Annotated in this window: 9 protein-coding genes; 5 read left to right on the top strand and 4 right to left on the bottom strand. The window is 66.5% G+C overall.

The window, feature by feature from the left end; all coding sequences use genetic code 11:
- Positions 1–70: 70 nt before the first annotated feature.
- A complete protein-coding gene (gene aspS / locus Mschef_RS05605) occupies positions 71–1,831 on the bottom strand; it encodes an aspartate--tRNA ligase (RefSeq protein ID WP_081126903.1) in 1,761 nt (586 codons plus the stop codon).
- Positions 1,832–1,902: 71 nt separating this feature from the next.
- On the bottom strand, positions 1,903–2,229 hold the full coding sequence (locus tag Mschef_RS05600) for an FmdB family zinc ribbon protein (RefSeq protein ID WP_081126902.1): 327 nt from the start codon (positions 2,227–2,229) through the stop codon (positions 1,903–1,905).
- A 266-nt stretch (positions 2,230–2,495) separates the two neighbouring features.
- On the opposite strand from Mschef_RS05600, the gene Mschef_RS05595 reads away from it, so the two are divergent.
- Complete coding sequence (locus tag Mschef_RS05595) at positions 2,496–4,892, top strand: TonB-dependent receptor plug domain-containing protein (protein WP_081126901.1); 2,397 nt, start codon at positions 2,496–2,498, stop codon at positions 4,890–4,892.
- Between the two features lie 61 nt (positions 4,893–4,953).
- Here the strand turns inward: Mschef_RS05595 and clpB are convergent, their stop codons facing one another.
- Together clpB and leuS are read right to left on the bottom strand one after the other, a co-directional pair.
- Positions 4,954–7,560 (bottom strand): ATP-dependent chaperone ClpB, encoded by a 2,607-nt coding sequence (gene clpB, locus Mschef_RS05590; protein WP_081126900.1) that lies wholly within the window; start codon positions 7,558–7,560, stop codon positions 4,954–4,956.
- A gap of 122 nt (positions 7,561–7,682) precedes the next feature.
- Positions 7,683–10,406 (bottom strand): leucine--tRNA ligase, encoded by a 2,724-nt coding sequence (gene leuS, locus Mschef_RS05585; RefSeq protein WP_081129843.1) that lies wholly within the window; start codon positions 10,404–10,406, stop codon positions 7,683–7,685.
- A 97-nt stretch (positions 10,407–10,503) separates the two neighbouring features.
- Between leuS and Mschef_RS05580 the strand changes: the two genes are divergently transcribed.
- The 4 genes from Mschef_RS05580 to Mschef_RS05565 all read left to right on the top strand — a co-directional run bounded on the left by Mschef_RS05580 (position 10,504) and on the right by Mschef_RS05565 (position 14,461).
- Positions 10,504–10,770 (top strand): SemiSWEET transporter, encoded by a 267-nt coding sequence (locus tag Mschef_RS05580; protein WP_081126899.1) that lies wholly within the window; start codon positions 10,504–10,506, stop codon positions 10,768–10,770.
- Between the two features lie 144 nt (positions 10,771–10,914).
- Positions 10,915–12,591 carry a peptide ABC transporter substrate-binding protein gene (locus tag Mschef_RS05575; protein ID WP_081126898.1) on the top strand — a complete coding sequence of 559 codons (1,677 nt, stop codon included), beginning with the start codon at positions 10,915–10,917 and terminating at the stop codon, positions 12,589–12,591.
- Positions 12,591–13,523 carry an oligopeptide ABC transporter permease OppB gene (gene oppB / locus Mschef_RS05570; protein ID WP_242426472.1) on the top strand — a complete coding sequence of 311 codons (933 nt, stop codon included), beginning with the start codon at positions 12,591–12,593 and terminating at the stop codon, positions 13,521–13,523. The genes Mschef_RS05575 and oppB overlap by 1 nt, the downstream gene beginning before the upstream one ends.
- A complete protein-coding gene (locus Mschef_RS05565) occupies positions 13,520–14,461 on the top strand; it encodes an ABC transporter permease subunit (RefSeq protein WP_081126897.1) in 942 nt (313 codons plus the stop codon). The genes oppB and Mschef_RS05565 overlap by 4 nt, the downstream gene beginning before the upstream one ends.
- Positions 14,462–14,473: the final 12 nt, after the last annotated feature.

The raw sequence follows: 14,473 nt of genomic DNA, 5'->3' as shown, positions 1-14,473 counted from the left end.
TGGTTTTCGCAGCGCAGCATTCTACCCGCAACGCCGCGTGAATGAGTTCGCCAGCAGCCGCACCGCGACGCTATTCCTCCTTGCGCACGGCGATATGCAACTCGGCCAGTTGCGCATCCGGCACCGGCGCGGGCGCGCCAGTGAGCAGGCATTGCGCGCCGGTGGTCTTGGGGAAGGCGATCACTTCGCGGATCGAATCGGTGCCGGCCAGCAGCGCGGCCAGGCGATCGATGCCGAAGGCGATGCCGCCGTGTGGCGGTGCGCCGTGGCCGAGCGCGCGCAGCAGAAAGCCGAACTTGGCCTCGGCTTCCTCGGGGCTGATGCCGAGCAGATCGAACACCGCGCGCTGCATGTCCGGGCGATGGATGCGGATCGAGCCGCCGCCGATCTCGTTGCCATTGAGCACCATGTCGTAGCCGCGGCTGACGGCATTGGCGGGATCGGCGCACAACGCGGCGACGTCGTCCACCTTGGGCGCGGTGAACGGGTGGTGCAAGGCCACGTGACGCTGCGCCGCGGCATCCCACTCGAACATCGGAAAATCGGTGACCCACAGCGGACGCCAGGCGTTTTCCACCAGACCCAGATCACGGCCCAGCTTCAGGCGCAGCGCACCCATGAATTCGCTGGCGGTCTTGAAACCGGCGGCACCAAAGAAGATCGCGTCGCCGCTGGCCGCGCCGGTAGCCGCGAGGATCGCCGCCAGCGTGGCGTCGTCGAGGAACTTGGCGATGGGCGAGCTGATGCCGGCACGACCCTTGCCGACATCATCGACCTTCATCCATGCCAGACCCCTGGCGCCGAACCTGGCGACGTGCGCGGCGCAGTCGTCGATGGCCTTGCGCGACAGCGCCGCGCCACCCGGCGCGCGCAGCGCGATCACGCGCCCGTCGGCAGCTTGCGCCCACTCGCTGAACACCTTGAACTCGCTGCCGCGCACCAGCGCGGCGATGTCGGTCAATTCGATGGCGATGCGCAGGTCCGGCTTGTCCGAACCATAGCGCGTCATCGCCTCCTGCCAGCTCATGCGCGGGAACGGATCGGCCAGCGCGATGCCGCCGACCGCGGCGAACACGTCGCGGATCATCGCCTCGACCGTGTCCTGCACCGCGCGCTCGTCGACGAAGGCGAACTCCATGTCGAGCTGGGTGAATTCGAGCTGGCGGTCGGCGCGCAGCGCCTCGTCGCGGAAGCAGCGCGCGATCTGGTAGTAGCGATCGAAGCCGGCGATCATCAGCAACTGCTTGAACAGCTGCGGCGATTGCGGCAACGCGTAGAACTCGCCGGCGTGCAGACGCGCCGGCACCAGGAAATCGCGCGCGCCCTCGGGCGTGGCTTTGGTCAGGATCGGCGTTTCCAGGTCCTGGAAATCGCGCGCGTCCAGCCAGTTGCGCAGCGCCCGCGTCAGGCGCGTGCGCGTGCGCAAGGCGTGCTGCATCTCGGGCCGGCGCAGGTCCAGATGCCGCTGCGCGAGGCGCGTGTCCTCGTGGGTGGGCTCGTGCAGCGCGAACGGCAGATCGCGCGCGGCATTCAGCACCTCGACGCGCGCGGCCAGCACCTCGAAGGCGCCGGTGGCGATGCGCTCATTGGCATTGATGCGCTTGCGCACCGTGCCCTGCACGCGCAGGCACCACTCGTAACTGGCACCGGCCAGCGCGGCATAGGCCGCGGCGTTGTCGGGCTCGACCACGATCTGGGCGATGCCGGTATGGTCACGCAGGTCCAGAAACACCACGCCGCCGTGGTCGCGGCGCGTATCCACCCAGCCGCACAGGCTGACTTCATGATCGATCAGGCCAGCGTCGATCTGGCCGCAGTAATGGCTGCGCATGGGTGGCTCCACGCCTGATGGGCGATGCAAACCAATCATGTTAGCAGCGCACCCGGCGCTGGCGTGCGCGCTCAGTTGCAGCCGCAACCGCTGCCGCAACGGTGCGCGCCGGCGCCGGCCGGCTTGGCCTCGGCCGCGGGTTTGGCCTCGGCCGCGGGTTTGTCGGCAGCGGCTGCGGCCGGCGCCTCGTCCTTGCGCACGACGTTGCGCTGGCCATCCTTCTTGAAATCGGTTTCGTACCAGCCGCTGCCAGCCAGCCGAAACGCCGGTGCCGTGACTTGCCGCTGCACCTGGGCGGCACCACAGGCCGGACAGGCATCAGGCGCAGGATCGGAAAGTTTTTGCAGGCGGTCGAACGCATGGCCGCAGGCAGTGCATCTGTAAGCGTAGATCGGCATGGAGAAACCATCGAGTGTGCAAGCGCATGCAGCATTGGGGCGCGCAGGCTGCGGATCAAGCCCGGCAGGGGCACGTGCAGTCCCCGCACCGGCAGCCTGTCGGGCGATTTGCGAGCCGGATGCGACGCATGCTGGCAAGACTGCATGCCCGGCGTGACTTAATTGCAATTTGACTAAATTGATACACAGATATTACGTTCGCATCAAGGAGGCCGGCACCGGGCCGGCGCGATCAGGGCTGATTCGACCATCGAGGGGTTACCCGCATGAGATTCGCACCCGCACCGCGACACGCGGTTTTGTTCGCTGCACTCGCCGCCGCCGGCGTCACCCACGCGCAGGATGCGAAGCAACAGCCGACCAAGGCCAAGGAACTGCAGACCGTGGTCGTCACCGGCACGCGCATGGCCGATCGCACGGTGGCGTATTCAATGGCACCGATCGACGTGCTCACGCCGAAGGATCTCGAGCAGACCGGCGCCCCGAGTCTGGCGCAGGCACTGCGCACGCTGCTGCCATCGTTCAATTTTCCGCAACCCTCCGTCACCGACGGCACCGACGCGATCCAGCCGGCGCAGTTGCGTGGTCTCTCGCCGGACGAAACCCTGGTGCTGATCAACGGCAAGCGCCAGCACACCACGGCCATCGTCAACGTCAACGGCACGCTGGGGCGCGGCTCCTCGCCGGTGGATCTCAACGCCATTCCGATGAACGCGATCGCGCGCATCGAGGTCCTGCGCGACGGCGCCGCGGCGCAGTACGGCTCGGACGCCATCGCCGGCGTGATCAACATCATCCTCAAGGGCGGCAATCACGGCGGCTCGGTCAGCGGCACGCTGGGCCAGTACAGCAAGCACGACAACGCCGATGGCCGCACCGCGCAGGGCGGCGCCGATGGTGGCTTCGCGCTGGGTCAGAAGGGCTGGATCTATCTGAGCGCCGACTACACGCATCAGGACCCGACCAATCTCGCCGGCCCGGATCTGCGCTATCCGACCAATCCGACTTACGGCCAGGTCACGTTCCACTACGGCATTCCGCTGCTCAAGCAGAAGAACGCCGCGATCAACATGCAGTACGACCTGACCCCGCAGGTGCAGTTCTACGCGTTCAGCGTTTTCAACAAGCGCAACGTCAGCGCCGGCGGGTTTTTCCGCTCGCTGTCGGCCTACAGCGCCAGCAATCCGGCGGCGGTGGCGGTCTACCCGGCCGGTTACCTGCCGATCGAAAACAGTTCCATCCTCGATACCTCGCTGGTCGCGGGCCTGCGCGGCACGGTGCTCGACGGCTGGCATTACGACCTCAGTTACAACACCGGTGGCAATCACTGGAAGCTCGACACCAGCAACACCTTCAACTACTCGCTGGGCGCGGCTTCGCCGACCGGTTTTTATATCGGCACCCTGCTCAATCGCGAGGATGTGCTGAACGCCGATTTCAACAAGGGCGTGGATCTGAGCTGGCTGAAGAATCCGCTGACCGTGGCCTGGGGACTCGAGCATCGCAAGGACTCGTTCACCATCAAGCAGGGGGACGCGGCCTCGTACGCTGGCGCGGGCGCGCAGGTGTTCCCAGGCTACCAGCCGCTCGATGCCGGCACGCACAGCCGTCACGACAACGCCGCGTACCTGGACCTGGAAACCGATTTCAACGACCAGCTCTCCGGCGGTTTCGCGGTGCGCCACGAGAACTACAGTGATTTCGGCAGCACGACCTCGTGGAAGTTCTCCGGTCGTTACGGATTCAATGACACGGTGGCCTTGCGTGCCACGGCCTCGACCGGTTTCCGCGCACCCTCGCTGCAGCAGGAGTGGTACTCCAGCACGGCGATCAACTTCGTCAACGTCGGCAACACGCTGGTGCCATTCACCATCCGCACGTTCCCGGTGAACAATCCGGCGGCGGTGGCGCTGGGCGCACAACCGCTGCAGCCGGAGAAGTCGCACAACTACAGCATCGGCCTGGTGTTCACGCCGCAAAGCGGCCTCTACGCAACGGTCGATCTGTATCAGATCAGCATCGACAATCGCATCATCCTCAGCGGCAACCTGGTTGGCACCGCGGTGCAGAATTACCTGACCTCGGTGGGCATCCCGTTCGTCAGTGGCGGGCGCTTCTTCACCAATGCGGTGAGCACACGCACGCGCGGCGTGGATGTGGTGGGCACCTATCCCGTGCAGCTGGGCGACAGCAGCACACTCAAGTTCACCGGCGGTCTCAACTACAACAAGACCACGATCCTGTCGATCGCACCCAATCCGCCGCAACTGGGCCTGGCCGGATTGACCCTGCCGGTGATCGACCGCACCAACCAGGGTTACATCACCAACAGCACGCCCAAGGACAAGGTGTTCCTGGCCGCGGACTGGAGCCTGGGCAGCTGGCGCGTGCACGGCCAGGCCACGCGCTACGGCACCTGGACAATCTATGGCAGCACGCCGTCGGGCGATCAGACCTACGGCGCCAAGGTGCTGCTCGACGCCTCGGTCAGTTATCTGTGGAACAACTGGGATTTCACCGTCGGCGCCAACAACCTGACCAACCAGTACCCGGATCAAAACAACGCCGCCAACAATTTCGGCGGCATCCTGGCCTATCCCAACTCCTCGCCGTTCGGATTCAGCGGCGCCTATTACTACGGCACCGCAACGTTCCGCTGGTAAGCGCGGACCCGCGTCAAGCACACTGCGGCCGGGGCAACCCGGCCGCTTTTTTGTGCGCGGCTCAGGCCACCGTACCCGCCTCGCGCCGGAAGCCGATCTCGCCGCCGCTGGCGTCCACCACGATGCTGTCGCCGGGCTGGAACTGGCCCTGCAGGATGGCGCGCGCCAGCGGGTTCTCCAGTTGCTGTTGCACCGTGCGCTTGAGCGGACGCGCGCCGAACACCGGGTCGAAGCCGACGTCGGCGAGCAGGTCCAAGGCCTGGTCGCTGATGCGCAACGACAACTGGCGCTCGGCCAGGCGTTTTTCCAGGTAGCCGATCTGGATGCGCGCGATCTGGCGGATCTGCGCCCGCTCCAGCGGCCGGAACACCACGATCTCATCGAGGCGGTTGATGAACTCGGGACGGAAGTGCGCCTGCACCACGGCCATCACCGCGGCCTTCATCTCGGTGTAGGCGGCCTCGGATTCGCCACCGCGCCCCGCGATCTCCTGGATCAGCTGCGAGCCGAGGTTGGAGGTCATCACGATCACCGTGTTGCGGAAGTCCACGGTGCGCCCCTGGCCATCGGTGAGGCGGCCATCGTCGAGCACCTGCAGCAGCACATTGAACACATCCGGGTGCGCCTTCTCGACCTCGTCCAGCAGCAGCACGCTGTAGGGGCGGCGACGCACCGCTTCGGTCAGATACCCGCCTTCCTCGTAGCCGACGTAGCCGGGCGGCGCGCCGATCAGCCGCGCCACCGAGTGCTTCTCCATGAACTCGCTCATGTCGATGCGCACCATGGCTTCCTCGGTGTCGAACAGGAAGCCGGCCAGCGCCTTGCACAGCTCGGTCTTGCCCACGCCGGTGGGGCCGAGGAACAGGAACGAGCCGTTGGGCCGGTTGGGATCGGACAGTCCCGCGCGCGAACGCCGGATGGCGTCGCTGACCACGCGCACGGCCTCGTCCTGGCCGACCACGCGCTGGTGCAGCGCGTCTTCCATCTTGAGCAGCTTTTCGCGCTCGCCTTCCAGCATCTTGCTCACCGGAATGCCGGTCCAGCGGCTGACCACCTCGGCGATTTCCTCGGCGGTGACCTTGTCGCGCAGCAGGGTCAGGCCTTGATGCTCGACCTCCTGCGCGGCCGACAACTGGCGCTCCAGTTCGGGGATGCGCCCGTACTGGATCTCGCTCATGCGCGCGTAATCCTGGTGCCGCTGCGCGGCCTCCAGGTCCATGCGCGCCTGCTCCAGTTGTTCCTTGATTCGGGTCGCGCCCTGCAACGTGGCTTTCTCGGCCTTCCACACTTCGTTGAGGTCGTCGAACTCGCGGTCGAGCCTGGTGATGTCGGTTTGCAGATCGGCCAGGCGCTTCTTCGATTCCGGGTCTTTCTCCTTCTTCAGCGCCTCGCGCTGGATCTTCAGCTGGATCAGGCGGCGTTCGAGGCGGTCCAGTTCCTCGGGCTTGGAGTCGATCTCCATGCGCAGGCGGCTGGCGGCCTCGTCCATCAGGTCGATGGCCTTGTCCGGCAACTGGCGATCGGCGATGTAACGGTTGGACAGCGTGACCGCGGCGACGATGGCCGGATCGGTGATCTCCACGCCGTGATGCACGGCATAGCGCTCCTTGAGGCCACGCAGAATCGCGATGGTGTCCTCGACCGTGGGCTCGCCCACGAACACCTTCTGGAAGCGGCGTTCCAACGCGGCATCCTTCTCGATGTACTTGCGGTACTCGTCCAGCGTGGTCGCGCCGATGGCGTGCAGCTCGCCGCGCGCCAGCGCGGGCTTGAGCATGTTGCCGGCATCCATGGCGCCTTCAGCCTTGCCGGCGCCGACCATGGTGTGGATCTCGTCGATGAACAGAATCACGCGGCCTTCTTCCTTGGACAGCTCGTTGAGCACCGCCTTCAGGCGTTCCTCGAACTCGCCGCGGAACTTGGCACCGGCCAGCAAGGAGCCCATGTCCAGCGCCAGTACGCGCTTGTCGCGCAGGCCCTCGGGCACCTCGCCGTTGACGATGCGCTGCGCCAGGCCCTCGACCAGCGCGGTCTTGCCCACGCCGGGCTCGCCGATCAGCACCGGATTGTTCTTGGTGCGCCGCTGCAGCACCTGGATGACGCGACGGATCTCCTCGTCGCGGCCGATCACCGGATCGAGCTTGCCGCTCTCCGCGCGCGCGGTGAGATCCACGGTGTATTTGTTCAGCGCCTGACGCTGGTCCTCGGCGTTTTCCGCCTGCACTTTCTCGCCGCCGCGCATTTTCCCGATGGCCGCTTCCAGCGCGGCCTTGTTCGCGCCCGCTGCTTTCAGTGCCTGGCCCAGCTCGCCGCGGTCGTCCAGCGCCGCCAGCAGGAACAGCTCGCTGGCGATGAACTGGTCGCCGCGCTGCTGCGCCAGCTTGTCGGTGAGGTTGAGCAGGCGGCCGAGATCATTGCTGGCATTGACGCTGCCCTCCTGCCCGCTGACTTTGGGCAGGCGCTCGAGCACCTCATTGACACGTTGCCGCAGCACCGGCACGTTGACCCCGGCCTGGGTCAGCAGCGGCGCGGTGCCGCCACCCTGCTGCGCCAGCAGCGCCGCCATCAGATGCGCCGGTTCGATGATGTTGTTGTCGTGGCCCACGGCCAGCGACTGCGCGTCCGCCAGCGCCTGCTGCAGACGCGAGGTGAGCTTGTCCATCCGCATGGTTGATCCCCGCAAACGAAAGGCGGCGAGGTGCCGCCACTACATCCGAGATGCGGCTGCGGGCGCGGGAATCAAGCCAGTGCGGGCGTATGCCGCGGTGCGGAGCCACGCCCGGGGCGGGATCATCCAACCACGATATTGACGACCTTGCCGGGCACCACGATCAGCTTGCGCACGCTCTGGTCCTTGAGGAACTGGGCCACGTTGGGCTCGGCCTGCGCGGCCGCCTCGATGGTCTCGCGCGTGGCGTCGGCGGCCACCTCGATGGTGCCGCGCAGCTTGCCATTGACCTGCACCGCCAGCGTCAGCCGGTCGCGCACGCGCGCGGCCGCATCCGCCTGCGGGAAGGGAACATCCTCCAGCACGCACTCGGCGTTGCCCAGCACCTGCCACAGCGCATGACAGATGTGCGGCGTGACCGGATTGAGCAGCAGCACCATGGCCTGCAACGCCTCATGGCGCACGGCGCGGCCCTGCGCGCTCATGTCGTCGAATTTCTGCAGCGTGTTGAGCAATTCCATCAGCGCGGCGATGGCGGTGTTGAAGCTCAGCCGGCGGCCGTAGTCGTCAGCGACCTTGGCGATAGTCTCGTGCAGGGCGCGGCGCAGCTCCTTCTGCGCGGGCGTCAGCGCAGCGACATCCACGGACGGATGATCCGGTTGCGCGGCGTGCTGCACCACCTCGCGCCAGAAGCGGCGCAAGAACCGCGACATGCCCTCGACGCCGGCCTCGTTCCACTCCAGCGACTGCTCGGGCGGCGCGGCGAACATCGAGAACAGGCGCACGGTGTCGGCACCGTAACGCGCGATCATGGTGCGCGGATCGACACCGTTGTTCTTCGATTTGGACATCTTCTCGATGCCGCCGATCTCGACCGGGCGATGGTCATCGCATGACAGCGCGCCCACGATGCGCCCGCGCTCGTCACGACGTATCTCGACCTCGGCGGGATTGATCCAGGTCCTGCCGCCATCGACCCCGGCGCGGAAGAAGGTTTCAGCCACCACCATGCCCTGGGTGAGCAAGCGCGTCGCCGGCTCGTCGGAATGCACCATGCCGGCGTCGCGCAGCAGCTTGTGGAAAAACCGGAAATACAGCAGGTGCAGGATGGCGTGCTCGATGCCGCCGATGTACTGGTCCACCGGCAGCCAGTAGTCGGCGCGCGCATCGACCATGTCGCCGGCACCGGGCGAGGTGTAGCGCGCGTAGTACCAGCTCGACTCCATGAAGGTATCGAAGGTGTCGGTCTCGCGCTCGGCCGGCCCGCCGCATTGCGGGCAGGTGCAGCGGCGCCAGTCGGGATCGGCCTTGATCGGTGACTGCAACCCGGCGAACGCCACGTCCTCGGGCAGACGCACTGGCAGTTGCGCCTCGGGCACCGGCACCGCGCCGCAGCGCGCGCAGTAGATGATCGGGATCGGACAGCCCCAGTAGCGCTGGCGGCTGACACCCCAGTCGCGCAGGCGCCAGTTGATCTTGCGTTGCGCCTTGCCCTGCGCCTCCAGCTTGCGTGCGATGGCGGCGAAGGCCTGTTTGAAATCCATGCCATCGAACTCGCCCGAGTTCACCAGGTAACCGTAATCGGTGTACGCGCCATCGACCACGATGCCGCGCTGGAACGCCTCCACCAGGTCCAGCTCGCCCGAGGCCTCGAGCACATCCAGTGGACGGCTCTCGCCCAACGCGGCGCTCATCGGGTCGGCGTTGCGTGCGGCGTCATGGCTCAGATCACGGATCGCCGCGCGCACGGCGGGGCTGACGATGACCATCTGGATCAGTAGGTCGTACTTGCTGGCGAACTCCCAGTCGCGCTGATCGTGGCCGGGCACGCCCATCACCGCGCCGGTGCCGTAATTCATCAGCACGAAATTGGCCACCCACAGCGGGATCTTTTCGCCACTCAGCGGATGGATGGCTTGCAGGCCGGTGTCCATGCCGCGCTTTTCCTGGGTCTCGATCTCGGCCTCGGACACGCCGCCGCGCTTGAGCTCGGCCAGGAACGCGGCCAGTTGCGGATTGGCTTGCGCCGCCTTCAGCGCCAGCGGATGCTCGGCGGCGATGCTGATGAAACTGACCCCGAACAAGGTATCGGGGCGCGTGGTGAACACGCTGACCGGGGTGCGCTCGCCGACGACTTCGAAGTCGATCTCGAGGCCCTCGCTGCGCCCGATCCAGTTGCGCTGCATGGTCTTGACCGATTCCGGCCAGCCCGGCAGGTGATCCAGCTCGCGCAGCAGTTCATCGGCGTAGGCGGTGATTTTCAGGAACCACTGCGGGATCTCGCGCTTTTCCACCAGCGCGCCCGAGCGCCAGCCACGACCATCGACGACCTGCTCGTTGGCCAGCACGGTCTGGTCCACCGGATCCCAGTTGACCACGCTGTTCTTGCGGTACACCAGGCCCTGCTTGAACAGGCGCGTGAACAGGCGCTGCTCGTGCACGTAGTACTCGGGGCGACAGGTGGCGAACTCGCGCGACCAGTCGATCGCGTAACCCAGTGCCTTGAGCTGGGCGCGCATGGCCTCGATGTTGGCGTAGGTCCACTGCGCCGGCGCGGTGTTGTTTTTGATCGCGGCGTTCTCGGCGGGCAGGCCGAACGCGTCCCAGCCCATCGGCTGCAGCACGTTGTGCCCGGTCATGCGCTGATAGCGGCTGATCACGTCGCCGATGGTGTAGTTGCGCACGTGGCCCATGTGCAGCGCCCCGGACGGATACGGCAGCATCGACAGGCAGTAGAACTTGGGCCGGCCAGCGTCTTCCTTGACCGTGTAGGCGCCGCGCGCATCCCAGAACTGCTGCGCGGCGGCTTCGATGGTTTGCGGCTCGTAAGTTTCCTGCGTGCTCATGACGTGACCTTGGTGATCCAGCGCGCCAGCGTAGCCCAGCGTCCGCGACGGCGCCAAGCGCCGCAACAGCACCGCGTGGCCATGCCATGATCCGTGCATGAGCGCCGCCATCCCGCCCGGCGACTGGCTGGGCTACATCGCCGCCACGCTGACCACCGTGGCCTTCATCCCGCAGGCTTGGCGCACGCTGCGCACGCACGACACGCGCGCGCTGTCGCTGGGCATGTACCTGACCTTCACCGTGGGCGTGGCGTTCTGGCTGGGCTACGGACTGACGCTCGGTGCCTGGCCGATCATCGTGTCCAATGCGATCACGCTGCTGCTGGCGGGCACGATCCTGTTGCTGAAATGGCGCCACGGCTGATGCACCACCACGCGCCTGTCTTGCGGATGACTCACGCGACCACGCGCTGAATGTGATCGCCCGTGCGCGCGACCACGGGGAACTTGTGCGGACGCTGCCGATCAGAACTTCATCGCCGCCTCGCGGTTCTGCACGCAGTCCTTCATGCCCCTGTCCAAGCGCATCGCGCCGCGCCATGGTTTCCACCTCGCCGGCGCGCTGCTGACGCTGCTGCTGCTCGGCGGCTGCGCACCGCGCCAGCCCACCGGCGAGATCCACCACTACAGCGTCGGCACCGCGCTGGCGCCGCCCGCGCAGCAGGTGTTCGTGCGCAGCCTGCAAAGCTCACCGCGCACGCTGGACCCTTCATTGGCCACGGACGTGCCTGGCTTCGACGTGCTCGTCGATCTGTTCCAGGGACTCACACAGTTCAACGCCGAGGGCGAAGTGGTGCCGGGCGTGGCGTCACGCTGGACGACGAGCAGGAACGGACTGCGCTGGACCTTCTACCTGCGCCCCGACGCACGCTGGAGCAACGGCGCGCCGGTGACCGCGCAGGATTTCGTGTACTCGTGGCAACGCGAGGTCGACCCGGACACCGCCGCGCAGTACGCCGAATCGCTGAGCATGATCGTCAACGCCAACGCGATCATCAACGCCACGCTGCCGCCCTCGGCGCTGGGCGTGCACACGCTCGGCGCGCACGAGCTGGTGGTGGATCTGGTCGAGCCCACGCCGTATCTACCGGCGGCGCTGGCCAATGAGTATTTCGACCCCTTGTATCCGCCGGCCATCCGCCAGTGGGGCCTGGCCTGGACGCGGCCGCCGCACCTGATCAGCAACGGCGCGTTCTATCTGGCCAGCGAAGTCGTCAATGGCCGCCTGGTGCTGCGCAGGAATCCCTACTTCTGGAACGTCGGCGCCGTGCACCTGCGCGAGGAAATCGAGTATCCGATCAGCAACTCCGCCTCCAAGCTCGACCGTTACCTGGCCGATGATCTGGACTTCGCCGACAGCCCCGCGTTTCCGCCCACCGACGTCGACTGGCTGCGCCACGCACTGGGCGCGCAGGTGCACATCGCGCCGTACTACGGCACCGCCTATCTGGGCATGCTGGTGCACGAAAAGCCCTTCGCCAATCGCGATCTGCGCCTGGCCTTGTCGATGGCGCTGGAACGCAAGGTGCTCAACGACAAGCTGGCGCGCGGCCTGTTCATTCCGGCGTATTCGCTGATGCCGCCGTTGCCGGGCTACACGCAGCAGGTGCCGGACTGGGCGCACTGGCCACGCGCGCGGCGCCTGGCCGAGGCGCGTCGCCTGTACGCCGCCGCCGGCTATGGCCCGGGCCACGAGCTGCGTGTGAAGCTGCTCTACGACACCCAAGGCAGCTCGGCGCGCCAGTACATGGAGGCACTGACGCTGATGTGGAAGGAGAATCTCGGCGCCGACGTGCGGCTGTGGAACGAGCAGTGGAAGGTGATGCTGCAGGACATCCAGTACAAGAACGCCAAGCTCTACTGGAGCGCGTGGATCGGCAACTACCTCGACCCCAACACCTTCATGCACCAGTTCCAGGTCGGCTATGCGATGAACTACGGCGATTTCTCCTACGCGCCGTTCCAGAAACTGCTGCAGGCCGCACAATCCAGCAACGACAACGTCCAGCGCTACCGGTATTTCGAGCAGGCCGAGCGCGTGCTGGGCACGCAGATGCCCTACATCCCGCTGTACTTCTATACCTCGGACAACCTGGTGAAACCCTACGTCACGGGCTGGCACACCAATCTGCTCGACGTGCACCCGGCGCAATACATCGCCATCCTGCAGCACACGGTGCATTGATGGGCGCGCTGGCACGCTACACCGCACGCCGCCTGCTGGGCGCCATCCCGACCATGCTGGTCATCATCACGCTGTCGTTCTTCCTGCTGCGCGCGGCACCGGGCGGGCCGTTCGAGATGCAGCGCGCGCTGCCGCCACAGGTCAAGCTCAATCTGGAGCGCATGTACCACCTCAACCTGCCCTTGTGGCGGCAGTACCTCGACTATCTGGGCAACATCCTGCACGGCAATTTCGGGCCCTCGTTCGTGTATCGCAGCATCACGGTCAACCAGCTCATCGGCCAGGGCTTCCCGGTGGATATCGCCATCGGCGTGCCGGCGCTGCTGGGCGCGCTGCTGCTGGGCATTCCGCTGGGCATCGTCTCGGCGCTGAAGCAGAACAGCTGGCTGGATTATTTCCCGATGGCGGTGGCCATGGCCGGCATCTCCATCCCGACCTTCGTGCTGGCGCCGGTGATGATCCTGGTGCTGGCGGTGATGCTGCACTGGCTGCCGGCGGGCGGCTGGTCGGCCGGCGATCCGCTGTACGCGATCCTGCCCGCGGTGGCCCTGGGCCTGCCGCTGATCGCCTACGCCGCGCGCGTCATGCGCGGCAGCATGATCGAGGTGCTCAACAGCCCCTATATCCGCACCGCGCGCGCCAAGGGCCTGCCCGAGCGCACGGTGATCCTGCGCCATGCCCTGCGCCCGGCCATGCTGCCGATGGTGTCCTTCCTCGGCCCGGCGGTGGTCAACACCATCACCGGCTCGATCGTGGTCGAGGAGATCTTCGGCCTGCCCGGCATCGGGCGCTTCTTCGTCAATGGCGCCATGAATCGTGACTACACCCTGGTGATGGGCGTGACCGTGCTGTACGGATTGCTGATCGTGCTGTTCAACCTCGTCGCGGATGTGCTGTACGGCATCCTCGACCCGCGCGTGCGCTTCCAATGAGCGGCGCACCGCGCCGCGAGTGGTTCAACTGGTATCCGGGGCGCGGCGCGGCGCTACGCGCGCAGGCGCTGGCCGGCAGCGATGCCGCGCGCGGACGCAGCCTGTGGCAGGACGCCTGGGCACGGCTGCGCCGCAACCGCGCGGCGATGACCAGCCTGGTCGTGCTCGGCATCATCACCGTGGGCTGCATCGTGCTGCCCTGGGTGTGGCCGTACAACTACGCGCAACCCGACTGGAATCTGCTCGACCACGGACCCACGCTGGCCGGCATGCACTGGTTCGGCACCGACGGCCTCGGTCGCGACTTGTTCGTGCGCGTGCTGTGGGGCTGCCGCATCTCGCTGATGGTCGGCGTGGTGGCCACGCTGGTGACGCTGCTGATCGGCGTCACCTGGGGCGCCATCGCCGGCTACGTGGGCGGCTGGCTCGACGGCCTGATGATGCGCACCGTGGACGTGCTGTACTCGGTGCCGTTCATCCCGTTCGTGATCGTCCTGATCGTGCTGTTCGGGCGCAACATCCTGCTGATGTTCGCGGCCATCGGCGCGGTGTCGTGGCTGGACATCGCGCGCATCGTGCGCGGGCAGACGCTGAGCCTCAAGCAGAAGGAATTCATCGAGGCCGCGCGCGCCGGTGGTGTCGGCAACACCAGCATCATCCGTCGCCACATCGTGCCCAACCTGATCGGCATCGTGATCGTCTACGTCACCCTGACGATTCCCTCGATCATCCTGTTCGAGGCATTCCTCAGCTTTCTCGGCCTCGGCGTGCAGGCGCCGATGACCTCGCTGGGCGGACTGGTCAGCGACGGCGCCAGCGTGCTGCAGTCCTACCCCTACCAACTGATCATCCCGTCGATCTTTCTGGCGGTGATCGTGTACTGCTTCAACTTCATCGGCGATGGTCTGCGCGACGCGCTGGATCCCAAGGACCGCTGACCATGGACCGCT

The sequence above is a fragment of the Metallibacterium scheffleri genome (assembly GCF_002077135.1).
In the GTDB taxonomy this organism is placed as follows: Bacteria; Pseudomonadota; Gammaproteobacteria; order Xanthomonadales; family Rhodanobacteraceae; genus Metallibacterium; species Metallibacterium scheffleri.
This window is presented reverse-complemented; position numbering and strand designations above follow the sequence as displayed.

Bases quoted from the DNA above. Each gene is read 5' to 3' on its own strand.
- oppB (WP_242426472.1), top strand. From the start codon at position 12,591: ATGGGCGCGCTGGCACGCTACACCGCACGCCGCCTGCTGGGCGCCATC.
- clpB (WP_081126900.1), bottom strand. From the start codon at position 7,560: ATGCGGATGGACAAGCTCACCTCGCGTCTGCAGCAGGCGCTGGCGGAC.
- Mschef_RS05600 (WP_081126902.1), bottom strand. From the start codon at position 2,229: ATGCCGATCTACGCTTACAGATGCACTGCCTGCGGCCATGCGTTCGAC.
- Mschef_RS05595 (WP_081126901.1), top strand. From the start codon at position 2,496: ATGAGATTCGCACCCGCACCGCGACACGCGGTTTTGTTCGCTGCACTC.
- Mschef_RS05575 (WP_081126898.1), top strand. From the start codon at position 10,915: ATGCCCCTGTCCAAGCGCATCGCGCCGCGCCATGGTTTCCACCTCGCC.
- leuS (WP_081129843.1), bottom strand. From the start codon at position 10,406: ATGAGCACGCAGGAAACTTACGAGCCGCAAACCATCGAAGCCGCCGCG.
- aspS (WP_081126903.1), bottom strand. From the start codon at position 1,831: ATGCGCAGCCATTACTGCGGCCAGATCGACGCTGGCCTGATCGATCAT.
- Mschef_RS05565 (WP_081126897.1), top strand. From the start codon at position 13,520: ATGAGCGGCGCACCGCGCCGCGAGTGGTTCAACTGGTATCCGGGGCGC.
- Mschef_RS05580 (WP_081126899.1), top strand. From the start codon at position 10,504: ATGAGCGCCGCCATCCCGCCCGGCGACTGGCTGGGCTACATCGCCGCC.